This window comes from Corynebacterium marambiense (assembly GCF_016342275.1).
GTDB classification, from domain to species: Bacteria; Actinomycetota; Actinomycetes; order Mycobacteriales; family Mycobacteriaceae; genus Corynebacterium; species Corynebacterium marambiense.
In genome coordinates, this window is record NZ_JAEIOT010000016.1 from 146,195 (window position 1) to 170,654 (window position 24,460).

General features: G+C 64.8%; 20 protein-coding genes. 13 read left to right on the forward strand and 7 right to left on the reverse strand.

What is annotated here, in order from left to right; translation table 11 throughout:
- Window positions 1–86: 86 nt before the first annotated feature.
- From JDV76_RS12055 to JDV76_RS12065, 3 genes are all read left to right on the forward strand, one after another.
- Window positions 87–1,718, forward strand: coding sequence for an acyl-CoA carboxylase subunit beta (locus tag JDV76_RS12055; protein ID WP_198737145.1), 1,632 nt, complete (start codon window positions 87–89; stop codon window positions 1,716–1,718).
- Between the two features lie 306 nt (window positions 1,719–2,024).
- Complete coding sequence (locus JDV76_RS12060) at window positions 2,025–3,638, forward strand: acyl-CoA carboxylase subunit beta (RefSeq protein ID WP_198737146.1); 1,614 nt, start codon at window positions 2,025–2,027, stop codon at window positions 3,636–3,638.
- Window positions 3,639–3,689: 51 nt separating this feature from the next.
- Window positions 3,690–3,956 carry an acyl-CoA carboxylase subunit epsilon gene (locus JDV76_RS12065; RefSeq protein WP_198737147.1) on the forward strand — a complete coding sequence of 89 codons (267 nt, stop codon included), beginning with the start codon at window positions 3,690–3,692 and terminating at the stop codon, window positions 3,954–3,956.
- Between the two features lie 68 nt (window positions 3,957–4,024).
- Here JDV76_RS12065 and JDV76_RS12070 read toward each other — a convergent pair whose 3' ends face one another.
- A complete protein-coding gene (locus tag JDV76_RS12070; RefSeq protein ID WP_198737148.1) occupies window positions 4,025–4,654 on the reverse strand; it encodes a TetR/AcrR family transcriptional regulator in 630 nt (209 codons plus the stop codon).
- A 175-nt stretch (window positions 4,655–4,829) separates the two neighbouring features.
- On the opposite strand from JDV76_RS12070, the gene JDV76_RS12075 reads away from it, so the two are divergent.
- The 5 genes from JDV76_RS12075 to JDV76_RS12095 all read left to right on the forward strand — a co-directional run bounded on the left by JDV76_RS12075 (window position 4,830) and on the right by JDV76_RS12095 (window position 8,519).
- Window positions 4,830–5,741: an NAD-dependent epimerase/dehydratase family protein gene (locus tag JDV76_RS12075; protein WP_198737149.1), complete on the forward strand. Its 912-nt coding sequence runs from the start codon at window positions 4,830–4,832 to the stop codon at window positions 5,739–5,741.
- A 240-nt stretch (window positions 5,742–5,981) separates the two neighbouring features.
- A complete protein-coding gene (locus tag JDV76_RS12080) occupies window positions 5,982–6,599 on the forward strand; it encodes a Maf family protein (protein ID WP_198737150.1) in 618 nt (205 codons plus the stop codon).
- Between the two features lie 50 nt (window positions 6,600–6,649).
- Window positions 6,650–7,345: a peptidylprolyl isomerase gene (locus JDV76_RS12085; protein WP_198737151.1), complete on the forward strand. Its 696-nt coding sequence runs from the start codon at window positions 6,650–6,652 to the stop codon at window positions 7,343–7,345.
- A 73-nt stretch (window positions 7,346–7,418) separates the two neighbouring features.
- A complete protein-coding gene (locus JDV76_RS12090; protein ID WP_198737152.1) occupies window positions 7,419–8,012 on the forward strand; it encodes a hypothetical protein in 594 nt (197 codons plus the stop codon).
- Window positions 8,013–8,069: 57 nt separating this feature from the next.
- Entirely contained in the window at window positions 8,070–8,519 is a 450-nt protein-coding gene (locus tag JDV76_RS12095; protein WP_198737153.1) for a DUF3151 domain-containing protein, read from the forward strand.
- Window positions 8,520–8,586: 67 nt separating this feature from the next.
- Here JDV76_RS12095 and JDV76_RS12100 read toward each other — a convergent pair whose 3' ends face one another.
- Window positions 8,587–9,651, reverse strand: coding sequence for a Cj0069 family protein (locus tag JDV76_RS12100; protein WP_198737154.1), 1,065 nt, complete (start codon window positions 9,649–9,651; stop codon window positions 8,587–8,589).
- Between the two features lie 295 nt (window positions 9,652–9,946).
- Between JDV76_RS12100 and JDV76_RS12105 the strand changes: the two genes are divergently transcribed.
- The 5 genes from JDV76_RS12105 to glpK all read left to right on the forward strand — a co-directional run bounded on the left by JDV76_RS12105 (window position 9,947) and on the right by glpK (window position 15,528).
- Window positions 9,947–10,888 (forward strand): sulfurtransferase, encoded by a 942-nt coding sequence (locus tag JDV76_RS12105; protein ID WP_198737155.1) that lies wholly within the window; start codon window positions 9,947–9,949, stop codon window positions 10,886–10,888.
- A 262-nt stretch (window positions 10,889–11,150) separates the two neighbouring features.
- Window positions 11,151–12,923 (forward strand): acetyl/propionyl/methylcrotonyl-CoA carboxylase subunit alpha, encoded by a 1,773-nt coding sequence (locus JDV76_RS12110; RefSeq protein WP_198737156.1) that lies wholly within the window; start codon window positions 11,151–11,153, stop codon window positions 12,921–12,923.
- 89 nt (window positions 12,924–13,012) lie between these two features.
- Window positions 13,013–13,504 carry a DUF1707 SHOCT-like domain-containing protein gene (locus JDV76_RS12115; protein ID WP_198737157.1) on the forward strand — a complete coding sequence of 164 codons (492 nt, stop codon included), beginning with the start codon at window positions 13,013–13,015 and terminating at the stop codon, window positions 13,502–13,504.
- 66 nt (window positions 13,505–13,570) lie between these two features.
- Window positions 13,571–13,960, forward strand: a complete 390-nt coding sequence (locus JDV76_RS12120; RefSeq protein WP_198737158.1) for a hypothetical protein — start codon at window positions 13,571–13,573, stop codon at window positions 13,958–13,960.
- A gap of 35 nt (window positions 13,961–13,995) precedes the next feature.
- Window positions 13,996–15,528 carry a glycerol kinase GlpK gene (gene glpK / locus JDV76_RS12125; protein ID WP_198737216.1) on the forward strand — a complete coding sequence of 511 codons (1,533 nt, stop codon included), beginning with the start codon at window positions 13,996–13,998 and terminating at the stop codon, window positions 15,526–15,528.
- Here the strand turns inward: glpK and JDV76_RS12740 are convergent.
- The 5 genes from JDV76_RS12740 to prpD all read right to left on the reverse strand — a co-directional run bounded on the left by JDV76_RS12740 (window position 15,525) and on the right by prpD (window position 24,339).
- On the reverse strand, window positions 15,525–16,730 hold the full coding sequence (locus JDV76_RS12740; protein WP_198737159.1) for a Fic family protein: 1,206 nt from the start codon (window positions 16,728–16,730) through the stop codon (window positions 15,525–15,527). The genes glpK and JDV76_RS12740 overlap by 4 nt on opposite strands.
- Before the next feature lie 221 nt (window positions 16,731–16,951).
- The gene (locus tag JDV76_RS12135) at window positions 16,952–20,350 is read right to left on the reverse strand and encodes a pyruvate carboxylase (protein WP_198737217.1); all 3,399 of its coding nucleotides are present in this window, start codon (window positions 20,348–20,350) and stop codon (window positions 16,952–16,954) included.
- Window positions 20,351–20,605: 255 nt separating this feature from the next.
- Window positions 20,606–21,757, reverse strand: coding sequence for a bifunctional 2-methylcitrate synthase/citrate synthase (locus JDV76_RS12140; RefSeq protein ID WP_198737160.1), 1,152 nt, complete (start codon window positions 21,755–21,757; stop codon window positions 20,606–20,608).
- Between the two features lie 161 nt (window positions 21,758–21,918).
- Window positions 21,919–22,833 carry a methylisocitrate lyase gene (gene prpB, locus JDV76_RS12145; RefSeq protein ID WP_198737161.1) on the reverse strand — a complete coding sequence of 305 codons (915 nt, stop codon included), beginning with the start codon at window positions 22,831–22,833 and terminating at the stop codon, window positions 21,919–21,921.
- Window positions 22,834–24,339 (reverse strand): 2-methylcitrate dehydratase PrpD, encoded by a 1,506-nt coding sequence (prpD, locus tag JDV76_RS12150; protein WP_198737162.1) that lies wholly within the window; start codon window positions 24,337–24,339, stop codon window positions 22,834–22,836. It lies immediately after the preceding gene.
- Window positions 24,340–24,460: the final 121 nt, after the last annotated feature.

Sequence of the window (24,460 nt, forward strand, 5' to 3'; positions counted from 1 at the left end):
TTTCACCAGCACGTTCCCTAACATGTGATGTAGATCACCATGTTTTTACTTTGCAAACTAAAACTGCTGCTTTAGACTCCCAAAACATGACGATTTCCTCACCTTTGATCGACGTTTCCTCGATGACCGGCCCCATGACCACCGCAGACAAGATCGCGGATCTCAAGGCGCGCCGTGCCGAGGCCACATTCCCCATGGGCCTCGCTCCGGTGGAGAAGGTCCACGCGGCCGGACGCCTCACCGCCCGCGAACGACTGGATTTCCTCCTCGACGAAGGTTCCTTCATCGAGACCGATCAGCTCGCCCGCCACCGCACCACCGCCTTCGGCATGGGAGGTCGCCGCCCCGCCACTGACGGAATCGTTACCGGATGGGGCACCATCGACGGCCGTGAGGTCTGTATCTTCTCCCAGGACGGCACCGTCTTCGGCGGCGCCCTCGGTGAGGTCTACGGCGAAAAGATGATCAAGATCATGGAATTGGCCATCGAGACGGGTCGCCCCCTCATCGGCCTCTACGAGGGTGCAGGCGCACGAATCCAGGACGGCGCCGTATCCCTCGATCTCATCGCGCAGACCTTCTACCAGAACATCAACGCCTCCGGTGTCGTGCCGCAAATCTCCGTCATCATGGGGGCCTGCGCCGGTGGCAACGCCTACTCCCCCGCGCTGACTGACTTCGTCGTGATGGTCGACCAGACCTCGAAGATGTTCGTGACCGGACCCGACGTTATCAAGACTGTCACCGGCGAGCTGATCACACAAGAAGAGCTGGGCGGCGCAAGCACCCACATGGAGACTGCAGGTAACAGTCACTACACGGCCGCCACCGACGAAGACGCCCTCGAATGGGTCCAGGAGCTCGTCAGCTACCTCCCGTCAAACAATCGCAGTTTTGCCCCGCTTGAAGAGTTTGATCGAGAAGAAGGATCAATCAGCGACAACCTGAACGCTGACGATCTCAAGCTTGACGGAATCATCCCTGATTCACCGACCACGCCCTATGACGTCCGTGAGGTCATCGAGTGCCTGACCGATGACGGCGACTACTTGGAAATCCAGGAGGATCGCGCCGCGAACGTCGTGATCGCATTCGGTCGCATCGAGGGTCAGTCCGTCGGCTTCGTCGCCAACCAGCCGACCCAGTTCGCCGGCTGCCTCGACATCGACGCCAGCGAGAAGGCTGCCCGCTTCATCCGTACCTGCGACGCCTTCAACATCCCCATCGTCATGCTCGTCGACGTCCCCGGCTTCCTGCCAGGAGCGGGCCAGGAGTACGAGGGAATCCTGCGCCGCGGCGCGAAGCTGCTCTACGCCTACGGCGAGGCCACCGTCCCGAAGATCACGGTGACGATGCGCAAGGCCTACGGCGGAGCGTACTGCGTGATGGGCTCGAAGGGACTCGGCGCGGATCTCAACCTGGCGTGGCCCACCGCTCAGATCGCGGTCATGGGAGCCAAGGGCGCGGTCGGCTTCATCTACCGCAAGCAGTTGAAGGACGCGGCCGATCGTGGTCTCGACGTTGCGGAGTTCGCTGCCTCCTTCGAGCGCGAGTACGAGGATTACATGCTGACCCCGTACCTCGCAGCGGAACGCGGCCTGATCGACGCCGTCATCCTTCCGAGCGAAACCCGCGGACAGATTGCCCGCAACCTGCGCCTCTTCGCAGGCAAGAACGTTCAGCGGCCCGCACGTAAGCACGGAAACATCCCCCTGTAAACACGAAAACCGGGCTCACCGACCGGCTACCGCCCACACCATGGCCCCCTGCCCGGGGGTGGTCAACAGGAAAACCCAGGCGCCTCCCCCGTCCCGCGACGGAACCGGGGAGGTGCCTTCTCTTCCCGATGTTCCAGGGGCAAAAGTGCTGTACAGCTCACACCCACGGATCCTTCGGCAGGTACGCCGGCCCCTGCTAGAGTGTCCCCGTCCACGGGACTTCCCAGCCAGAGACACACCCCAACAGAAGAACGCCGGACGGTTTTTGCTCCTTCAGCCGGTGCCACCCCTATAAACTTGGTAGACATGACGACCGAAAACTCCACACCCGACCTGACCACCACGGCCGGTAAACTGGCCGACCTCCGCGCGCGCCTGACGGAGACCGTCGCCCCCATGGGCGAAGCTTCCGTAGAACGTGTCCACAAGGCGGGCAAGAAGACCGCCCGCGAACGCATTGAGTACCTCCTCGACGATGGCTCCTTCGTTGAGGTGGATGCGCTCGCACGCCACCGGTCAAAGAACTTTGGTCTCGACGCAAAACGCCCCGTCACCGACGGTGTCGTCACCGGGTACGGCACGATCGACGGCCGGAAGGTCTGCGTGTTCTCACAGGACGGCGCCGTGTTCGGCGGAGCACTCGGGGAGGTCTACGGCGAGAAGATCGTCAAGATCATGGATCTCGCCATCAAGACCGGAGTTCCTCTCATCGGCATCAACGAGGGCGCCGGCGCACGTATCCAGGAGGGTGTCGTCTCGCTCGGCCTCTATTCCCAGATCTTCTACCGCAACACCATGGCGTCCGGTGTCATCCCGCAGATCTCCATGATCATGGGCGCCTGCGCCGGCGGCCACGTCTACTCCCCCGCCCTGACGGATTTCATCGTCATGGTGGACAAGACCTCCAAGATGTTCATCACCGGACCCGACGTCATCAAGACCGTCACTGGCGAGGAGGTCACCCAGGAGGAACTGGGCGGTGCTGACACCCACATGTCCATGTCGGGTACTTCGCACTACACGGGATCCGACGACGCTGACGCCCTCGATTGGGTCCGTGAACTCATCACCTACCTGCCGCAGAACAACCGCGCGGAGACACCGCGTCAGGAAGCCGAGATCATGGAAGGCTCCATCGCGGACAACATCACCGACGCTGACCGCGAACTCGACACGATCATCCCGGATTCCCCGAACCAGCCGTACGACATGAAAGACGTCATCACCCGGGTCGTCGACGACGGGGAGTTCCTGGAGGTGCAGGAGGGCTACGCGGAGAATATCCTCATCGGATTCGGCCGCATCGAGGGTCGGAGCGTCGGTTTCGTCGCGAACCAGCCGATGCAGTTCGCCGGCTGCCTGGACATCAAGGCGAGCGAAAAGGCTGCCCGGTTCATCCGTACCTGCGACGCCTTCAACATCCCCATCGTCGAGTTCGTCGACGTCCCCGGCTTCCTGCCCGGCACGAACCAGGAGTATGACGGCATCATCCGTCGCGGCGCGAAGCTGCTCTTCGCCTACGCGGAGGCGACGGTCGGCAAGATCACCGTCATCACCCGCAAGGCCTACGGTGGAGCGTACTGCGTCATGGGATCCAAGGACATGGGCGCGGACATCTGCCTCGCATGGCCGACCGCCCAGATCGCCGTCATGGGCGCATCGGGGGCCGTCGGCTTCATCTTCCGCAAGGAGCTGAAGGCCGCCGCCGCAGAAGGCAAGGACGTTGCCGCCGTGATGAAGGAGTACGAGAAGGAGTACGAGGAGACCCTGTGCACCCCGTACATGGCGGCCGAGCGTGGCTACGTGGACGCCGTCATACCGCCGTCCGAGACCCGCGGACAGCTGATCGAGGGCCTGCGGCTGCTCGACCGCAAAGTCGTCAACGTTCCCGCCAAGAAGCACGGCAACATCCCGCTATAGGGGATACCCCCTTCCCACAGCACCGTCACAGAGACACCAACCGGAGGATCCATGTCCGACACCACCACCGCACCGACGCAGACCGACGCCGTTGAATCCGCTGCACCGGCGAAGCCGGTCCTGCAGATCGTCAACGGCAATCCGGATGACGCCGAGACGGCCGCGCTGACGGTGATTTTCGCAGGCCTCGCGGCCCAGGCCGCCGCCGAGGCGGAACAGACCGAGCGCAACCGGAACATGTGGGGAAACCTGGAGGAGCGGCTGCGCCGCCCGGTCACCCACAACCCGACCGCGTTCCAGAACGTCAGCTTCTACTGATCCCCGCGTAAGACGCAGTCGACCCCCGCCCAGACATCTGTGATGGTCAAAGCGGGGGTCTTCGCGCGTCAGTCACCGGGGACACCGGCACGACCGTAGCCGGCGAGTACGCGAACCACCCCCTCACGAACCAACCGAAGAAACAGGGCTTCAGGATCGACACCGGATCCAACGAAGTGACCGAACAGTTCGAAGCTGATCATTCCGTAGCTCTGTGCCCAGAATCCAATCGTCTCCTCCGTCAGATCGGCTAGCTTCAGGCGGGGTCCTTCCGGACGTAAGGCACGGCTGAGACTATCGATGATGAGTTCACCGACCCCGCTGGCCGGGGCGATGGTGTCCGCAGGTGCGGTGTATCCGGGGACCGGGGAACCGTAGATCAGCGCGTAGCGGTGGGGGTTCGCCACAGCCCACCGGCGTGCCGCAGCCAGCATGGTGACTATCTCTTCGACCGCGCGTTCGGTCGCGGATGCGCCCGCAGGTACCGACACCTCTTCCAGTCCGGACCGAACTTCGGCGGCCTGGTCCCGGTAAGCCCTGATGATGAGCGTGGTGAGTAGGGCGTCGATACCGTCAAAGTAGCGGTAGATCGCGGACGGCGCCATTCCGATGTCCCGGGCGATTGAGCGCAGACCCAGTCCGGTGGCTCCGTCCTGCGCCAGCCGGTGCTCTGCCGTAACGAGAATCGTCTCTTCCATCTCTGCACGATGTTCAGCCCGGTTCCTTCGTGGCGGCGACTGTCTCGAACCCATGCTCAGGAGTATCCCACCCCCACGAATTCGAGGAAAGCGAGAACAGTGTTCTTGTATTTTTCCCACGGCCCCCACTTCACTTCGAGAACACCGTTCACACTCACACGCAAGGGAAGCGACCATGAACAGGTACCTCATACTCGGCGCAGGTCCGATCGGGCGGGCGGCCGCCACCGCGCTGCTGTCTTCGGGAGAACAGGTGACGGTCGGCACGCGGTCCGGGAGCCACGTCCCCGACTGCGCCACCACGGCCCTCGACGCCACCGACCCCGAACGGATGATCCGCGTCGCCGGGAACCACTCCGGCATCATCGTCTGCACGAATCCCCCCTACCACCGTTGGCCGACCGACTGGCCGCCTCTCATCGAGTCGGTCATCGCCGCCGCACGCACCGGCTGCCGCGTGGTGCTCATGGGCAATCTCTACCCCTACGGGGATCCCGGCGGAGTACGCATGCGCCCCGACTCCCCCGAACTCACCACCGAAGCCAAGGGCAGGACACGCGCGGAGATCTCCCGCCGTCTGCTCGCCGCGGGGTCCGAACACGGATTCGTCGCCACGGAGCTCCGGGCAAGCGACTACTTCGGAGCCGACGCACATTCCGGCGCGATCCTCGGGGAGAGCTTCTTCCGGCGACTGCTCACCGGCCGCACCTGTTGGATCCCCGGCGACGCCGATGCCGTCCATAGTTGGTCCTACCTCCCCGATATCGGCACCACGCTGGCCGCCTTGGCCACAACCGAACACGACGTATCGGGCCGAATCTGGACGGGACCGAGCTCCGGTGACGCAAGCATCCGGGAGATAGCGGAGATGTGTCGGAGCACCAGCAGAATCAACAGGGTCCCGGCACCGGCGATTCGGGCGGCGGGTTTCGTGAACCCACTGGCGCGTGAGGTGCACGCGGTACTCCACCAGCACACTTCTCGGTATGTGCTGGATGATTCCGCGCTACGCGGAGAACTGGGGATCGTACCGACTCCGCTCCGCGAGGCTCTGGCTGAGACAACTGCCACGATGGTGTCCACGTAGTGAGGGTCCTGCATAGGAGCAGCCCGATGGTGACGAGATAATGCTCCAGGCACACCGACGGCGGTGTAAGCGATGGCATGGCACACCTAGATCCGCTGACTGGCCGGAGAATGCGTCGCGTTTCGTGAATCGACTGCCCAGCCGCTCAGGACACTCACCTCTTCGCCATCTGAAGGATGAATCGCTCGCGGCACCCGATTCCCGTTGCCCCTCCGGATGAGCGAACAATAGAGTCGGGGCATGAATATCGTTCTCGCCTCCACGTCGCCCTCCCGCCGGTCCATCCTCAATTCGGCGGGGGTAGAGCCAGTCATCCATCCCGCCGACATCGACGAGGACGCACTGATCGCCGGGATGCCGGAAGCCGAACCCGACGAGGTGGTCGCCGCCCTGGCGGAGGCGAAGGCCCGGAAGGTGGCCCCAGATCACCCGGACGACATCGTCATCGGTTGTGACTCGATGTTGCTCCTCGACGGTGAGTTGCAGGGCAAGCCGCGCACCGCGGCCGCCACGGTGGAACGCTGGCGACGGCAACGTGGACGGACCGCTGAGCTCATCACCGGTCATTGTGTGGTCGGCACCAGAGGTGCCTGCAGGGTCACGGTCTCCCGCACGTCGGTCGTGTTCGCGGACGTGTCGGACGCGGACATCGAGGCGTACGCCGCGACGGGTGAACCTTGGCAGTGTGCGGGCGCCTTCACCCTGGAGGCACTGGGCGGGTGGTTCATTGACCGGATCGAAGGAGATCCCTCCAACGTCATCGGTCTGAGTCTCCCAGTCGTCCGACGCGCGATCTACGAGCTCGGCCACGATGTGAGCGGGTTCTGGAACCTGACGGCCAGGCCTGTCGCCCGGTAGCCGCGGCGGGACGGTTCACCCGCCCGGACCCCGGCGGCTAAACTCCGGTTATGAACAACACCAGGACAGCTCTATCCGGTCTTCTCGCCGCCACGGCGCTCCTCGCCGCGGCCTGCGGCTCGTCGAACGACACCGAGGACTCCACGACCACCGGCAGTGCGACGCAACCGGAGACGACGGCCGCTGCGGAATCGTGTGAGTACACGGCCTCCCGCGCAGCGGCGAAGGACGTCGATCTGCCCCCGTCGGAGCCGGAACGCGGCACCGTTTCCATGACGCTGGACACCAGCGCCGGTGAGATTCCGGTGAGCCTCGACGGTGATCGCGCCCCGTGTACGGTCAACGCGATCACCCATCTCGCCCGGGCGGGCTACTACGACGACACCGTCTGCCACAGGATCACCACGTCGGGTATCTACGTGTTGCAGTGCGGGGATCCCACCGGAACGGGAACCGGTGGACCGGGATTCACCTACGCCGACGAGTATCCGGTCGGTTCGGGCGAATCGCCCCTGTACGCGGCAGGGGTTCTGGCGATGGCGAACGCCGGACCGGGGACCAACGGATCCCAGTTCTTCATGAATTACGCCGACTCCCCGCTACCGCCGAGCTACACGATGTTCGGCACAGTCGAGCCGGACGGGATGAAGATCCTGGAGGAGATCGCGGAGAAGGGTGCCGCCGGCGGCTCCGCGGACGGTGCCCCCGCCGAGGAAGTCCGCATCAACCACGTCACGGTGAACTGACGGTCGAGCCGGAACGGGGTGGGTCTCGACATGTTCGGTGCAGCGTACCGCCCGTATTGTTAGGCTCGGACCCATGCAGCAGTTCCTGGCTCTACTCGGCGCACTCGGTACGGTGCTGACGCTCATCGCCCAGCTCCTCACCGGATCACCCTCCGCCGGGAACGGGGAGATACCCGCCCCATTCCCGGGTACCCCGGTCATCGTCGTCACGGACGGCCTCGGGGACATCCACGTCAACGGCATCACCGTGGGGCAGTCCGTTGCCCAGATCCGGGCATTGAACGGTAGCTTCCCTGTGTCCGGCAACCCCGTCTTCCTCGAGACCGGTTCAGCCAGGGTGCGCTACGTCTTTGAGGGCGCAGAGTATTACGCCGCCGACGGCGTGGTCACCCGTATCGGGATGCCGCATACCCCAGAGGGCATCAGAAAAGGATCAAGCCTCGCGGAGGCGACCGCCGCATACGGACGTCCCGTCCACGGTTACAGTTCCTCAAACGGGGGCAGGTACGCCGTCTACGTCGCCGCGGAGCAGCTGAATCTGGCGTGGATCTTCGAGTACCGCGGTCGCACCGTGCAGAAGGTCTATCTGGACGATTCCCTCGAGCAGATGCGGAGGGACGCCGCGGCCGCGCCCCGGGCGATGCTCCGCCATCAGGGATCCAGCTAAACCGGCGATGCTCCGGGTGGTCGGCCCTTCCTGCCCCAACCACGTAGGGTTGGCGACATGAACCAGTTCAAGGACATGCTCGCCCCACCGCCCGTCACCCTCCCCATTGACCCGGCGGCCACCGCGGTCGCCGACGCCCCAGACGATATCTCATTCCTCGCCATCAAGGCACGGGAATATCCCGAGTCCCCGCTCGTCTGGGCCATCCTCGCGGAGCACGCGCTCGCGTCGGCAGCAGCCGACACGGCCTCCGACACCGACGCGATCACCGCCTATGCGCTCTCCCGCACGGGCTACCACAGGGGGCTTGACCGTCTCCGGGGAAACGGCTGGAAGGGTTTCGGCCCCGTCCCCTACTCACACGAACCGAACCGGGGCGTGCTCCGTGCCATCGCGGCACTCGCTCGCGCTGCACGCCTGATCGGGGAGGACAACGAGTATGACCGGTGCCGTGCCCTGCTCTCCGACTGTGATCCGGAGAGTGTCGCGGATCTTCTCGATTCCTGACCTGTGACGAGGAACCGCCCACCCGGTGCGTGTACATCGTGGTGAGCGGTTCGTCCGTTGCCGGGGATCAGGCGCGGTTCTTCTCCTCGACGCGCTTGATAGCCTCTTCAGCGACGAGCTCCTGGATCCCCATGTCCAACTCGGAGGTGAATCCGACGCAGGAGCAGTTGATCTCGCCCAGGACGTAATCATCGCCGCCGTCGGCACCGTCGGCGAGCATGAAGTCGGCGGTCCAGATCAACGGGATGTTGTCACCACCGAGCTTCTCGGCGATGACCGGGCGGGCCGCGGCGAACTGGTCGATGAGCTCCTGCCACGCCTCCGGCTTATCGTAGGTGTACTTCGCACCGGAGAACAGGGTGGCAGAGAAGTTGTCGCCGCCGGCGGCGGGCTTCTTGTGCACGACGAAGACGGGGTGGGGGCCGACCAGGAGGATACGGATCTCCCCCTCGACGATGCGCGGCATGAAGCGCATGTCCACGAGCATGCCGTTGTCTCCGATGATGTACTGGTCGCAGAAGTCCATGAACTCGCCGAGTTCGCGGACCTCGGTGTGGTTGTCCACGGCCTCAGTGCACTTGAGCTTGGTGTCGAGGGGTAGGGACGTTCCGGGTTCGACGGAGGCAGCAAGTTCCTTGTCGACGAGCTGCACACGCCAGATCCCGGATCCGGTGGAGCCACGGTTCTGCTTGAGTACGCGCTCACCGTAGGACAGGGATGAGGGGAACGTCTCGTGGAAGTTCTCGACGTCGTAGTATGCGTAGGTGTCCTCGGGGACGAGATCGGTGTCGGCGAGCTTCACCAGCGCGTCCTTTGCGCCGTAGGACATCATCTCGTCGGGCCGGGACATTCCGACAAGACCGGCCTCATCGGACAGCCGGGTCAACAGGTCGAAGTAACCCCGCTCGCCACCGGGGATGTTACCGGGGTTGACGCGGGAGATGTAGGCGTCGAAGTTGCTCGACACGTAGTCGAAGAGGGCATCGGCCCACTCCGGGCGGTAGAATACGACCTCCGCGTTCCATCCCTTCTCACGGATGGCTCGGACGATGGGCATGGTGTCCTTGCGGTGGCCGTCAATGAACTTGTCGGAGCCGCCTTCGACCTCGAAAACGACAATGCTCTTGTGCACGTAAATTCTCCTTTTTCGGGCGCTTCAGTTGGTGCGGGATAGCGTGTCCGCGGCCGACCGTATTCCAGTACCCCGGAACCCGGTCCGACACTCCACCGGACATCTCAAGGCTATGTCAGATCCGCGGACCGGATCGGAGTTGCGGAAACAACGTAACTAAGCCCACACCAGCTCCACCCGGATGCCGTGAGCTGCACGACATAATATGCTTGGATCACGTGTGCGCCACACGGCGCTCCACATCCGGCGACCTCCGCCGTTTGTCGCATCCGAGAGCCACGAAGAAGAGGAACCGATGTCCGCAGTATCCGGTCAGAACCCGCCAACCGCCATCCCCGGGTCACAGGAGAAGCAGGGCTACGCCCACCCGGACCGCCTCGTCGAAGCCGCGTGGCTGAGTGCCCGTCTGGGCGGCAAAGGGCTCAAGGTCGTCGAATCCGATGAGGATCTGCTCCTCTACGACATCGGACACATTCCTGGTGCGATCCGGATCGACTGGCGGCGGGAACTCAATGATCCAGTCCAGCGAGATTTCATCAGCCCGGAGGTCTTCGCCGAGTTGATGCGGTCAAAGGGCATATCCAGGGACGACACGGTGGTCATCTACGGAGACCGCTCCAACTGGTGGGCGAGTTTCACGCTGTGGGTGTTTGAGCTCTACGGGCACCCCGATGTCCGTCTTCTCAACGGTGGACGTGACGCCTGGATGGCCGAGGAACGGGAGACCTCGTACGTGGTCCCAGAGTATCCCCGGACGGACTACCCGGTGCCTGAACGCAACGAAGCGGAGCTCCGCGCCTTCGTTGATGACGCTTTCGCACAGATCGGAAACGGCCCCCTGGTCGATGTCCGATCCCCTGCCGAGTACGCCGGTGATCCTGCACCTGCCACCTCCGATCCTTGGGAGTTCGTCATGCGCGGCGGTCACATCCCCACCGCGGTGAATGTCGAATGGAACCGATCCGTCCACCCAAACAGCCGCTTTCGGTCCCGAGAGGAGCTGGAGGAGATCTACTCGGGTCTCGATCCGAAAGAACCGACGATCGTGTACTGCCGTGTCGGCGACCGCAGTGCCCACACCTGGTTCGTGCTGAAACACCTGCTCGGTTTCGAGGCAGTGCGCAACTACGACGGATCCTGGATCGAGTGGGGGAACATGGTGCGGATGCCGATTGCCGTGGGGCCGGAGCCGGGGAAAGCCCCGAATGCCACCCCCAGCGCCCCCACCCACAAATGAACAATGTTCAACTCCGCAGTTCACACGACAATCACCACCCCCTCTTACCCCCGTAGCGGCAGAGAAGCTGCCCCAGATACAGTATTCCCGCCCAAACCAGCCCCCACGTTGTGCAAGAATGTGGGGTATTCCGCAGTTCGGCTCTGACGTGTCTGCGACTCGTCAGAGCCGAACTCCACGGTAAAAATGTCAGGCCCGCCCACGTCCGCCCCCGTCGGGGTGCGCTCGTCGGTGGCGCAGCAATCTATCAGGAGTGTTTTCAGTGACCGTCGAGACGAAGAAGATCACCAAGGTTCTGGTGGCCAACCGCGGTGAGATCGCCATCCGCGTTTTCCGGGCCGCCCGGGACGCAGGCATCACCAGCGTCGCCGTCTACGCTGAGCCGGACGCGGACGCGCCGTTCGTGACCATGGCAGACGAGGCCTTCGCCCTCGGTGGACAGAACTCCGCCGAGTCCTACCTCGTCTTCGACAAGATCCTGGACGCCGCCAAGAAGTCCGGTGCGAACGCGATCCACCCGGGCTACGGCTTCCTCTCCGAGAACGGTGAGTTCGCGCAGGCGGTCATCGATGCCGGACTCATCTGGATCGGCCCCTCCCCGCAGTCCATCCGTGACCTCGGCGATAAGGTCACGGCACGCCATATCGCGCTGAAGGCCAACGCCCCAATGGCGCCGGGGACCAAGGAACCGGTCAAGAACGCCGAGGAATGCGTCGCCTTCGCCGAGGAACACGGCCTGCCCATCGCTATCAAGGCTGCCTTCGGCGGCGGCGGTCGCGGAATGAAGGTCGCCTACGAGATGGAGGAGGTCGCCGACCTCTTCGACTCCGCAACCCGAGAGGCCACCGCCGCGTTCGGTCGCGGTGAGTGCTTCGTGGAGCGCTACCTGGACAAAGCCCGCCATGTGGAGTGCCAGGTCCTCGCCGACCAGCACGGTAACGTCATCGTCGCTGGCACCCGTGACTGCTCCCTCCAGCGCCGTTTCCAGAAGGTCATCGAGGAGGCCCCCGCCCCCTTCCTGACCGACGATCAGCGCAGCCGTCTGCACGAATCCGCGAAGGCCATCTGCCGCGAGGCCGGCTACTACGGTGCGGGTACCGTCGAGTACCTCGTCGGCGCCGACGGCCTGATCTCATTCCTTGAGGTCAACACCCGCCTCCAGGTCGAGCACCCAGTCACCGAGGCCACCACCGGCCTGGATCTGGTACGCGAGCAGTTCCGCATCGCCGAAGGCGCTGAGCTGCATCTCAAGGAAGACCCGAAGCCGCGTGGCCACGCCTTCGAGTTCCGTATCAACGGCGAGGATGCCGGCAACAACTTCATGCCTGCTCCCGGCAAGGTCACGAAGTACGTCGAGCCCTCGGGCCCGGGCGTCCGGATGGACTCCGGTATCGTCGAGGGCTCGGTCATCGGCGGCCAGTTCGACTCCATGCTCGCCAAGCTCATCGTCTTCGGTGAGACCCGCACTGAGGCACTCGAGCGCTCGCGTCGTGCACTGGCCGAATACGTCATTGAAGGTCTTCCCACCGCACTCCCCTTCCACCGCCACATGGTCGAGCATCCCGCCTTCGTCGGCGATGACGAGGGCTTCGACATCTACACCAAGTGGATCGAGGAGGAGTGGGAGAACACCATCGAGCCGTTCGTCGATCCCGCCGATGCGGAGGACGAGGACGAGTCGGTTCCCGCCAAGAAGGTCGTCGTCGAGATCAACGGCCGTCGCGTCGAAGTTGCGCTGCCCGGCGACCTCGCCCTCGGCGGAGGTGCGGCCAAGAAGAAGACCAAGAAGCGCCGCGCCGGTGGTGCGAAGAAGGCCGTATCCGGAGACGCGGTCGCAGCCCCCATGCAGGGCACCGTGATCAAGGTGAATGTCGAGGAGGGCCAGGAGGTCAACGAGGGGGACACCGTCGTCGTTCTCGAAGCCATGAAGATGGAGAATCCCGTCAAGGCCCACAAGTCGGGCACCGTGACCGGCCTCGACTGCGAGGCCGGCGCCGGCGTCAACAAGGGCGCGGTCCTGATGGAGATCAAGTAGTACGTTCCACTTCGCCGAAACGCTCCCTCCCGACTTCCGGGGGGGAGCGTTTCCCATTCACACCCTCCCCTCGGCTCTACACTGGAACCATGAAGCCCGACACCTCCCGACATCTCCCTGCCACAGGCCCCGCGCTCCCGGCGCGAGAGACACGAATCGGTGATACCGACCGTACCCGGGCCCTGGATCTGCTCGCCGGTTACCTCGAAACGGGGCATCTCACGATCTCCGATTTCGAGGAACGGTCTGCGGCGGTACCCGGTTGCCGGACGGCTGGTGATCTGGAGGTCATCCTCGCGGATCTCCCCGCGCGCGGAGACGCTCCACGCTCCACCGAGTCCGTCAACACGCGTCCGGTGTCTGGCCGCACGTCTGGACTCCGCACCCGGATAGGTATTTTCCTGGGCATAGGTGTGGTCTGCATGACCACCACCGCCGCGACCGCGAGCGTGTTGCCGTTGGCCGTCTGGGCACTCGCCGCTATCGCGCTGTTCATCCTCAACGTCGGTCCCGACAGCTGGTACGCGCCTTCATTGCGGCAGCTCGAACGCCGCAACCGCCGCCCCGGCCGGAATAACTGAGAATAGGACCTTCCATTCCTCGAGAATCACCTTCTCCCGGATCAGTAGTTCCGTAAACTGGGCTGCATGGAACCGATGGAGATCAACGGCGGCAGGTTCTACGCCCGCCCCCTGCACGACGACGACCGGATCGACGACCGCCCGGCACTCGGCGAGGTATTCGGAAGGCCCGTGGAACCGGATTTCGTCGATAGGGCGCGCGCCGACTGGACGGCTGACAATGCCTACACCTGGGCGATCTGCGAGCAGACCTCGGTGTTCATGCTCGCCCTCGCCACCCTCACCATCCACGGAGACGGTGAGGCGAGCCTGGAAGTGGTGCCCGCCGGCGACCCAGACAGAATGCTGCCCAACGACCCGACCCTCCCCCCGAAATCCGTGGGTGACGGTGTCATCGAGGGCACCGGCACCGTCGAACGCTGGGCCCGGGGCTTCTGCGGACTGACTCTCCGATGAGTTCCGGCCGTGGCGCCATGAGCGAGGTCAGCGAGATGGTCGGCAGGGTCACCGGCCGGAGTCACCGGAAGCGGAACCGCGACCGGAGGGACGCAGCAATCATCGCCGCGCTTGACCACGGCACGACGTCGACACGCTGCATCCTCTTCGACGCCCAGGGCACCACGCTCGCGACGTCACAGCTCGAGCACCGACAGATCTTCCCCCGGGCGGGCTGGGTCGAACACGACGCGACCGAGATCTGGGCGAACACCAGGCGTGTCCTCGCCGACTCGGTCGCCCGCTCGGATGTGAACCCCGGCGACATCGCGACCCTCGGCATCACCAACCAGCGGGAGACCGTCGTCGTCTGGGACGCGGCGACGGGCACACCGGTCCACAACGCAATCGTCTGGCAGGACACCCGCACCAAGCAGATTTGCGCCGGACTCGATCCCGACCTGTTCACCCGTACCGGCCTGCCGGTATCCACCTACTTCTCGGGGCCGAAGATCGCCTGGCTCTTGGACACCGTTCCCGGAGTGCGATCACGCGCGGAATCCGGTGAGCTGCTCGTCGGCACGATGGACACGTGGCTGGTGTGGAACCTGACCCGGGGCGAACGGCACATCACCGACGTCACCAACGCCTCCCGCACCATGCTGATGGATCTGGAGACGCAGACGTGGGACTCGGAGCTGTGCGCAGCACTCGGTATTCCAGAGTCGATGCTGCCGGAGATCGTCCCCTCCTCCGGTGACCTGGGGACGGTGACCCGGACAGGTGACTTCTACGGGGTACCGATCGGCGGGATCCTGGGAGACCAGCAGGCCGCCACCTTCGGCCAGGCGTGCCTGGAACCGGGCGAGGCGAAGAACACCTATGGCACAGGAAACTTCCTCCTGCTCAACACGGGGACGAAGGTCAAACGCTCGGAACACGGGCTGATCTCGACGATCTGCTACAAGATCGGCAATGAGCCCACCGTGTTTGCCCTGGAGGGCTCGATTGCGGTGACCGGTTCCCTGGTGCAGTGGCTGCGGGACAACCTCGGGATCATCCGCACCGCCCCCGAGGTGGAGCGGCTGGCGCGAACGGTCAACGACAACGGTGGCTGCTACATCGTCCCGGCCTTCTCCGGGCTGCTGGCCCCGCACTGGCGGGATGATGCACGTGGTGTGATCGCCGGACTGACCCGCTTCAACAACAAGGGCCACATCGCCCGCGCAGCGCTCGAGGCTGTGGCCTATCAGACCCGGGAGGTCGTGGAGGCCATGAACGCCGACTCCGGGGTTCCTCTGACTGCGCTACGGGTGGACGGCGGCATGGTGTCCAATGAACTGCTCATGCAGTTCCAGGCCGACCAGTTGGGCGTCCCGGTGACGGTGCCCGCGGTGCACGAAACGACCGCCCTGGGCGCGGCATACGCCGCCGGGCTCGCCGCCGGGATCTACTCCTCCACCGACGAAATCCGCACGATGTGGCGGGAGGAACACACCTACCAGCCGACCATGCTGGAAACCGAGCGGGAGAGCCTGTACGCGGGGTGGCACAAGGCGGTGGAACGGACACTGAACTGGGTGGACTAGTCGGCCAGCCGGCGTCCGATCCCCTCCGCGACGTCATCCATCAGTTCCAGGACGGCAGGCGCCCGCCAGGCCCGGCGTCGCTTCCCGATCTGGTATGCCACGACTATTCCCGCCTCCTCCAGAGACGACAGTGCCCGCCGTGCGGTGATCCCGGTGCAGCCGAGGTTGTCCGTCACCGTGGTGACGTCGACCACCGGTTGCGAGGTCAGGAGATCGCAGATCTTCCGGTCGGCGGCGTCCGCCCGTGAGGTGAGTAGCGGTTCCCACTCCATGTCACGCATGGAACGGAGTTCAACGGCGGTGTCCACACCGAGTTCAGCCGCCTGGCGTGCACACGTGGTGAACAACCGGATGACAGGTTCGGGATCGCCTGCACGATAGGCCGTCAGGGCGAAGAAGTAGTCCGCGACCCGCGTGAGCAGTCGCGCGGAGAGCGGTAGCGCCGCGGTCGCCGTCAGATCGGCATTGCGCAGCAGCACATGGACGAGCGCCCGCCCTGTCCTGCCGTTGCCGTCGGCGAACGGGTGAATCGTCTCGAACTGGGCGTGCGCCACCGCGATCTTCGCCAGCACCGGAAGATCCGTCCGCCGCATGAACGCACAGAGGTCGTCGATGAGGTCGGGGACTGCAGCACTATCAGGGGCGACGAATTCCGCGCCTGCGGGGCTGAGATCCGACCCACCGATCCACACGGGTTCACCACGGAACTGGCCCGCGATCTCCGGGTTGGTGCGCTCCATCAGTATGCGGTGCATCTCGAGGATGGTCCCGGGGCTCAATGGATCGACCGTCCCGGACGCCAGCTCCATGGCTCTGATATTGGCGACGATCTCGGGTGCGTTGCCCCGTGAGCCGGGTTGATCGGCGCCGAACATCTCTTCCTCGACCAGTTTCCGCGACGAGACGGTCAAGCGTTCTATCCGTGAGGAGGCGCTGGCTTCGCTACGAAGCAGCAGGGCGGTGAACGGCAACAGTGAGGTGTGCCGGGCGGCATCGAAGCGGACGATCTCCAGGGTCGCCGCCTCTATCTCGGCGAACAGATCCGTCGGAAGGCTAAGTGTCACACCTGAGATCTCCGGGACCACCGATTCCCGGTAGGTGGCGGGGAGCCGTGTGCGCCGACGTGGGGACAACAGATCGGTGTTGCGGGGCTGCCAGGGGCGTTCACGGATGCGGACACAGGGCCATCCCCGTTCAGTCACGTCCACCCCTCCTCCAGTCTCTTCCACTCCAGCGATGAACGAACAGTTATCCGGTCAAGTGTTCACGAGACTACCAACGGTGAACATTTAGGGCATCAACTGTTCACTTTCCTCCCTTCTGGGGACAGATCCGCCGGTTGATGGCCACGATCCGGTGCAGACGGGCGCCTTTGTCCCGACGGTGACCGTCGGGACAAAGGCGCCCGAGTTCCTGGATGCATCTACTCCGCCGGATCGATGACGACGAGCAGATCACCGCCCTCCACCTTGACCGAGGTTCCGAGAACAACGCGACTGATCCGGCCGGCCACGGGGGCGGTAATGGTGGCTTCCATCTTCATCGCCTCAATGATGGCGACTGGGTCTCCCGCGGCGACACTGTCACCGTCCTTCGCATTGACGGTGACGACTCCAGCGAACGGGGCCGCGACATGCCCCGGATTCGAGGTGTCCGCCTTCTCCGCTTCGGGAGTCTCGGACTTCACGGAACGGTTCCGGACCCGGATGGGCCGGATCTGGCCGTTGACCGTGCAGACGACGGTGCACATGCCCTTGGAGTCGGCCTCAGACACGGCGTCGAGGCGCACGGTGATCTCCTGTCCGGTGCGTAGCCGGACGGTGATTTCCTCGCCGTGATTGAGTCCGTAGAAGAACTGGTTGTCACCCAGCACTGTGGTATCGCCGTGCAGGCGCCGGTGCTCGGCGAGTTCCTTCGCAGGCGCCGGAAAAAGCAACCGGTCGAGTGTGGCACGTCGGACCATCGGGTCCTCGTCGATGAGCAACGCGGCATCATCCTCCGAGACGGGGGTCAAGGTGGAGGGCTTCTCCGCGCGCCCTTCGAGAGCGCGGGAACGCAACGGCTCGGGCCACCCGCCGGGCGGGGTACCGAGTTCACCACGCAGGAACGCGATCACCGAATCGGGGATGTCGTACTTCTGCGGGTCTGCGACGAAATCGGCCGGGTCGACACCGGCACCGACGAGATGCAGGGCGAGATCACCGACGACCTTGGAGCTCGGGGTGACCTTCGTCGGGCGACCCAGCATCTCGTTCACCGCGGCGTAGTTGTCCTCGATGAGCTCGAAGCGGTCGGCCAACCCCAGCGCCGTCGCCTGGGCACGGAGGTTCGACAACTGGCCGCCGGGAATCTCATGGTGGTAGACGCGACCGGTCGGCCCCGGGGTTCCGGATTCGAACGGTGCGTAGACGCGGCGGACGGCCTCCCAGTAGGGCTCAAGGTCGCAGACCGCGCGCATGTCCAGGCCGGTGTCGTGCTCGGTATTCTCGAATGCGGCAACGATCGCGGACAGAGACGGCTGGGACGTGGTGCCGGACAGCGGCGCCGAGGCACCGTCGATGGCGTCCGCCCCGGCGTTCACCGCAGCGATGTAGGTGGCCAACTGGCCACCTGCGGTGTCGTGGGTGTGCACGTGCACCGGGAGGTCGAACTCACTGCGCAGCGCAGAGACGAGATTCGTCGCCGCGATCGGACGCAGCAGACCCGCCATATCCTTGATCGCCAGCACGTGCGCCCCGGATTCGACGATCTGTTCCGCGAGCTTCAGGTAGTAGTCCAGCGTGTAGAGCTTTTCACTCGGACTGCTCATGTCACCCGAGTACGCCATGGCGACCTCCGCGACGGCGGTGCCGGTGGACAGGACTGCATCGATCGCGGGACGCATCTGGGAGACGTCGTTGAGCGCGTCGAAGATACGGAAGATGTCAACACCGCTCCGTGCGGCCTCCTCGACGAACGCGTTGCAGACGGTGTCCGGATAGGGCGTGTAGCCGACGGTGTTCCGACCACGCAGCAGCATCTGAATGTTCACGTTGGGCATCGCTCGGCGCAGTTCATCGAGCCGCTCCCACGGATCCTCGTAGAGGAAACGCATTGCGACGTCGTAGGTCGCTCCGCCCCACGCCTCGACGGACAGGAGATCGGGGGTGGAGTGGGCGACATGGCGTGCGGCGTCGACCAATGCACTGGAACGGACCCGCGTCGCGAGCAGCGACTGGTGAGCGTCGCGGAAGGTCGTCTCGGTGACCGCCACGGCGCGCTGAGCGCGCAGCTGCTCCGCGAACGCTTTCGGGCCGAGCTTCAGCAGCCGGTCGCGCGAGCCCTCGGGCAGCGGTGCGTCGGGATCCAGGGTGGGCAGCTTGTCCGACGGCAGCGGCGCCTCGGGACGGGGGCCATGGGGACGGTTAACCGTGGTATCCGCCAGGAAGCTCAGTACCCGGCCTGCCTCGTTGTCCGCGGGCGGGGCAGCGAGCAGCCACGGGTGTTCGTTGATGAAGGAGGTATCGATCCGCTTGTTCTGGAAGTCCGGCTCCCGCAGCAGCGCGCGGAGGAAACCAATGTTTGTCGCGACACCGGCGACGGTAAATTCGGCCAGAGCCCGCTGGGCGCGGGTGACCGCGGCGGTGAAGTCACCGCCACGACAGGTCATCTTGACGAGCATCGAGTCGAAGTGCGCCGTGATCTCTCCCCCGAGCTGTGCCGCGCCGTCGAGACGCACACCCGCACCACCCGGCGACCGGTAGGCGGTGACGATGCCGGTGTCCGGACGGAACCCGTTACCCGGATCCTCCGTGGTGATGCGGCACTGCAGGGCTGCTCCCTTCAGCTCGATCCGATCCTGAGTGAGGCCGAGTTCCTTTAGAGTCGCACCCGCGGCGAGCTGCAACTGGGCCCGCACGAGGTCGACGAGGGTGACCTCCTCGGTGACGGTGTGTTCGACCTGGATGCGGGGATTCATCTCGATGAAGACGTGGCGCCCCTGCTCATCGACCAGGAACTCGACGGTGCCGGCCCCGGTGTAGTTGATCGACCGGCAGAACTTCACCGCATCGGCGCAGATCGCCTCACGCTGTTCCTGGGTGATGTGCTGCGCAGGGGCGATCTCGACGACCTTCTGGTGGCGGCGCTGCACCGAGCAGTCACGTTCGAAGAGGTGCACGACCTCACCAGTGTGGTCCCCGAGGATCTGCACCTCGATATGCTGCGGTTTGATCACCGCTCGTTCCAGGTACACCCGTGAATCACCGAAGGCACTCATCGCCTCACGCGAGGCCTCGGCGGCGAGAGCCGCAAGTTTGTCGGGGGACTCGATGAAGCGCATGCCACGCCCACCGCCACCGGCAACAGCCTTGACGAACAGCGGATACTCCTGGCCCTCCGCCTGTCGGACGATCTCGTCGATGTCGTCGGTGGGCGGAGACTCGTTGAGGGTCGGTAGCCCGGCGCGGCGGGCCGCGGCGACGGCCTGTGACTTGTCTCCGGTGAGGTCAAGAACCTCGGGAGACGGTCCGATGAAGGTAATACCGTTCTCCGCGCATTCGCGCGCCAGCTGGGCGTTCTCGGAGAGGAAACCGTAACCCGGGTAGATCGCGTCCGCCCCGGAGAGTTTCGCCACCCGAATCATCTCGTCGATGTTGAGATAGGCCTTGACCGGAGAATCATCCTTGCCGATCAGATAGGCCTCGGTGGCGTGGCTCCGGTGGAAGGAATTGCGGTCCTCCTGCGGGTAGACCGCGACGGTGGTGGCACCGACCTCGTAGGCGGCGCGGAACGCACGGACGGCGATCTCTCCGCGGTTGGCTACCAGTATCTTCTTCAGCATCTCGTCTGCTTCCTTGGAACTAGAACTGTGGATCACGGTTGAACCGGTTCCCCTCGGGCAACGGGGTCGGTGGACCGGGTCGCGGGTCGCCGGAGGATTGACATCGATAAGAATGACGCGACGCCACCGCCGTAAGCGACAGTGGCGCAGGACACCTTATAATCTACCAAGTGGCGACCATCATCCGCAGGTGTTTGGGGCGCCCCCGCCACACCGGACGACCGAGAACGGGGTGACGGGGACGGGTCTGTGGGGTCAGGCGGCGTGACCGGAGGGAATCTCACGCTGGTCGGGGCCGTGGTAGGCCGACAGGGGACGGATCAGTCGGTTGTCCTCGCTCTGCTCGATGATGTGCGCGATCCAACCCGTGATCCGGGACATCACGAACAGCGGGGTGAAGAACTCGACCTCGAAACCGAGCAGGTAGTACGCGGGGCCGGAGGGGAAGTCGAGGTTGGGCTTCATTCCCTTGGCCTCATCGACGGTGGCCGCCATCCGGTCGTACATCTCGACCCATTTGGCACCGTCGTGGTTCTCGGCGAGTGCCTTGAAAGCGGCCTCCATCGTGGGGACCCGGGAGTCGCCCTTCTTGTAGACACGGTGGCCGAAGCCCATGATGAGCTGCTTCTTCGCCAGGGCGTCGGTGACCCACTGTTCGGCGTTAGCAGGATCCCCAATCTCGAGCATGGTCTCCATGACAGCCTCGTTGGCGCCGCCGTGCAGCGGCCCCTTGAGGGCTCCGATCGCGGCCGTGATGGCGGAGTAGCTGTCCGACATCGTCGAGGTGACCACACGGGAGGTGAACGTGGAGGCGTTGAAGGAGTGCTCGGCGTAGAGAATCATCGACACATCGAAGGCGTGGATGTCCTCCGGGTTCAGCGCCGGGGAGCCTTCCTCACGTCCGAAGGACATGGACAGGAAGTTCTCCGTGAAGCCCAGCTCCGGATCGGGGGCGATGAAGTCCAGCCCCTGACGACGACGCATGTCTAGCGCGACGATGGTCGGCAGCTTGGCCAGCAGATGCATGCCACTGTCCCGGATGTGCTCGGAATCGCGGCTGTAGGCATCCGGGTCCTGGGTGCCAATCCAGCTCACCGCGGTACGGAGCACGTCCATGGGGTGACAGGTGGTCGGAAGACCGCGGACCAGGTCCACCAGGCCCGGCTCGAGTTCACGGAGTGAGCGCTCTCGGTCAGAGAACTCCCTCAGCTGCTCCGGCGTGGGGAGCTCACCGTTCCAGAGGAGGTAGGCCACCTCTTCGAAGCTGCAGTTCGCGGCGAGATCCTGCACGGGGTAGCCGCAGTAGGTGAGCGAGTTGGTTTCGGGGACGACCTTGGACACGGCGGTGGAGTCGACGACGACGCCACCGAGGCCCTTGTGGATGGTCGGCTGGGTGTTTTCGGACATGACGGATACTCCTTAGAGGTGAGCTGGGGGGATGCGGAGGTTGCTGATCGACGTCCGCCTGGGTCGCGGCGTCGCTTCCGGATCGCTGGTGTCAGCGTTGTCCGGGGAAGTTTGTGGTGGGCCGGCCCCGAAATGTCAGGAACGGGACCGGCCCCGTCCACCTAGTCGCCCGGAGGTCGGCGGTAGGTGAACAGCTTCTGGTCGAAGACGTTGTACTCGGCGTAGCGCAGGAGCTCGTAGAGCCGGGAGCGGTGCTGCATCCGGTCGAGCCACCCGGTCTGGGTACCCGTCGCGGCGATGTCGGCGAGAGCATCCTCGACCTGTCCCATCGCGATACGGAGGGTGGTGACCGGGTAGATCACCGCGTTATAGCCGATATCTTCGAGCAGCTCGGCTCCGATCAACTCGGTTTTGCCGAACTCGGTCATATTGGCCAGGAGGGGGATGTCCACGGCGGCCCGGAACTTCTCGAAGTCCGCCGGGGTGCGGAGTGCCTCGGTGAAGATCATGTCCGCACCGGCGTCGGCGTAGGCCTTCGCCCGTGCGATGGCGGCGTCGATCCCCTCGGTTCCGGCGGCGTCGGTCCGGGCGCAGATGACGAAGCTGTCGTCGCGCCGGGCGGAGACCGCGGCACCGAGCCGACGCACCATCACGTCCGTCGGCACGACCTCCTTGCCGTCGAGGTGACCGCAGCGCTTGGGGTTGACCTGGTCCTCCAGGTGACAGCCCGCGAGGCCTGCGTCCTCGAGTTCGCTGACGGTGCGGGCCGCGGACATGGGCTCACCGAAGCCGGTGTCGGCGTCGACGAGGACGGGCAGTTCCGTGGCGCGGGCGATCTGCCGTGCACGTCCGGCGACCTCGGTGAGGGTGGTTAGTCCGATGTCAGGCAAGGCCAGGTCTGCAGCCACGACGGCGCCGGAGACGTAGACCCCCTCGAAACCCGCGTCGGCAATAGCCCGGGCCACCAGCGGGGAGAACGCTCCTGGCATGCGCTGGATACGGCCACTTGTGAGTCCCGCGCGGAAGGTCTCGCGACGTTCGGTGGGAGTGGTTGCGGCGGAGAACAGGTTGGTCATCTAGAACAGCCCCTCCGGGGTTTCGGGTGCACGGGCGAGCACGTCATCGGAGAGCTCGATGTTGAGCTGGTCGAGTTCTCCGGAGCCGAGGTCATCGAGGCGCTGGACGACGTCGAGGAAGCGGTTCTGTTCGGCGTCGGAGACGACGCCCTCGGCGAGGGTCCGGAACTTGGTGATGTACTGCTCGCGGGCGAAGGGGCGGGCGCCCAGCGGGTGGGCGTCGGCGATGGCGAGCTCATCGGTGATGACGGTGCCATCCTTCAAGGTGACCTCGGCGCGGCAACCGAAGGCCTTCTCATTCGGGTCCTCGGCGTGGTAGCGGCGCGTCCACTCCGGATCCTCCACGGTGGAGATCTTCCGCCACAGTTCGATGGTCTCCGGGCGGTGCGCCCGCTCGGGTGCATACGAGCGCTCGTGGTGCCAGTCACCGTCCTCAAGGGCAACGGCGAAGATGTACATGATTGAGTGGTCGAGGGTTTCGCGCGAGGCGTCGGGATCGAACTTCTGCGGGTCGTTGGACCCGGTGCCGATGACGTAGTGGGTGTGGTGGGAGGTGTGGAGTTCGATCTTCTCGACCTGAGCGAGGTCTCCGATCTGCTCCCGCATCCGGCGTGCCAGGTCGATGGGTGCCTGGGACTGGTACTCGGCGGAGTGCTCCTTGGTGAAGGTGTCGAGAATGGCCCGCTTTTCCTCGCCTGCGGCGGGCAGCGGGATAGTGTAGCTGGCCTCGGGTCCGCCGAGCATCCAGGCGATGACACCGTCCTCTCCCTCCCAGATCGGAGCCGGAGCACCCTCGCCGCGCATGGCCCGGTCGATGGATTCGATGGCCATCTTGCCGGCGAACGCCGGGGCAAAGGCCTTCCAGGACGAGATCAGGCCTTTCCGCGACTGGCGGGTCGCGGTCGTCGTGTGGAGTGCCTGCCCGATGGCCTGGTAGATCGTCTCGTCATCCAGGTGGAGGAGCGTTCCGAGACCTGCGGCGACGGAGGGGCCGAGATGGGCGACGTGGTCGATCTTGTGCTCGTGGAGGCACATGCCACGGACGAGGTCGACCTGGATCTCATATCCGGTGGCGATACCGCGGATCAGGTCATGGCCGGTTGCACCACGGTGCTGGGCAACCGCAACGATCGGTGGGATGTTGTCACCGGGGTGGGAGTATTCGGCGGCGAGGAAGGTGTCGTGGAAGTCGAGTTCACGCACGGCGGTGCCGTTGGCGAGGGCCGCCCATTCGGCGGAGTAGTTGCCTGGGGCACCGAAGACTTTGGCCCCACCTTGAGCGGTCGGATGCGCGGTGGCCTGCCGACGGGCGACGCTGACCGGGCGGCGGAGGACGGATGCAGCCGACACTGCGGCGTTGTCGATGATCCGGTTGATGATCATCTCCCGGGTATCGTCCGGGACCTCCACCGGATCGGTCGCCACGTTGGCGATCCGCTGGGCGAGATGTTCACTGCGGGGGAACTCCTCCGCGGAACGGCGGGTGCGGACTTCGATGTTCTCCATGGACTGTCCTATCGGGGTCGGGGCTGGCGCGTGGTCGCGTCACGGGCAATCAGTCTCCGACACACCCCCGTTCGGAGGTATGTAACGGATATCTTGTTGCCCGACTATACAGTGGTTCACA

Coding starts and splice junctions, on each gene's coding strand:
- JDV76_RS12070 (WP_198737148.1), bottom strand. CDS start 4,654: ATGGAAGAGACGATTCTCGTTACGGCAGAGCACCGGCTGGCGCAGGAC.
- JDV76_RS12065 (WP_198737147.1), top strand. CDS start 3,690: ATGTCCGACACCACCACCGCACCGACGCAGACCGACGCCGTTGAATCC.
- JDV76_RS12095 (WP_198737153.1), top strand. CDS start 8,070: ATGAACCAGTTCAAGGACATGCTCGCCCCACCGCCCGTCACCCTCCCC.
- JDV76_RS12120 (WP_198737158.1), top strand. CDS start 13,571: ATGGAACCGATGGAGATCAACGGCGGCAGGTTCTACGCCCGCCCCCTG.
- JDV76_RS12055 (WP_198737145.1), top strand. CDS start 87: ATGACGATTTCCTCACCTTTGATCGACGTTTCCTCGATGACCGGCCCC.
- JDV76_RS12135 (WP_198737217.1), bottom strand. CDS start 20,350: ATGCTGAAGAAGATACTGGTAGCCAACCGCGGAGAGATCGCCGTCCGT.
- JDV76_RS12075 (WP_198737149.1), top strand. CDS start 4,830: ATGAACAGGTACCTCATACTCGGCGCAGGTCCGATCGGGCGGGCGGCC.
- glpK (WP_198737216.1), top strand. CDS start 13,996: ATGGTCGGCAGGGTCACCGGCCGGAGTCACCGGAAGCGGAACCGCGAC.
- JDV76_RS12090 (WP_198737152.1), top strand. CDS start 7,419: ATGCAGCAGTTCCTGGCTCTACTCGGCGCACTCGGTACGGTGCTGACG.
- prpD (WP_198737162.1), bottom strand. CDS start 24,339: ATGGAGAACATCGAAGTCCGCACCCGCCGTTCCGCGGAGGAGTTCCCC.
- prpB (WP_198737161.1), bottom strand. CDS start 22,833: ATGACCAACCTGTTCTCCGCCGCAACCACTCCCACCGAACGTCGCGAG.
- JDV76_RS12085 (WP_198737151.1), top strand. CDS start 6,650: ATGAACAACACCAGGACAGCTCTATCCGGTCTTCTCGCCGCCACGGCG.
- JDV76_RS12060 (WP_198737146.1), top strand. CDS start 2,025: ATGACGACCGAAAACTCCACACCCGACCTGACCACCACGGCCGGTAAA.
- JDV76_RS12080 (WP_198737150.1), top strand. CDS start 5,982: ATGAATATCGTTCTCGCCTCCACGTCGCCCTCCCGCCGGTCCATCCTC.
- JDV76_RS12105 (WP_198737155.1), top strand. CDS start 9,947: ATGTCCGCAGTATCCGGTCAGAACCCGCCAACCGCCATCCCCGGGTCA.
- JDV76_RS12115 (WP_198737157.1), top strand. CDS start 13,013: ATGAAGCCCGACACCTCCCGACATCTCCCTGCCACAGGCCCCGCGCTC.
- JDV76_RS12140 (WP_198737160.1), bottom strand. CDS start 21,757: ATGTCCGAAAACACCCAGCCGACCATCCACAAGGGCCTCGGTGGCGTC.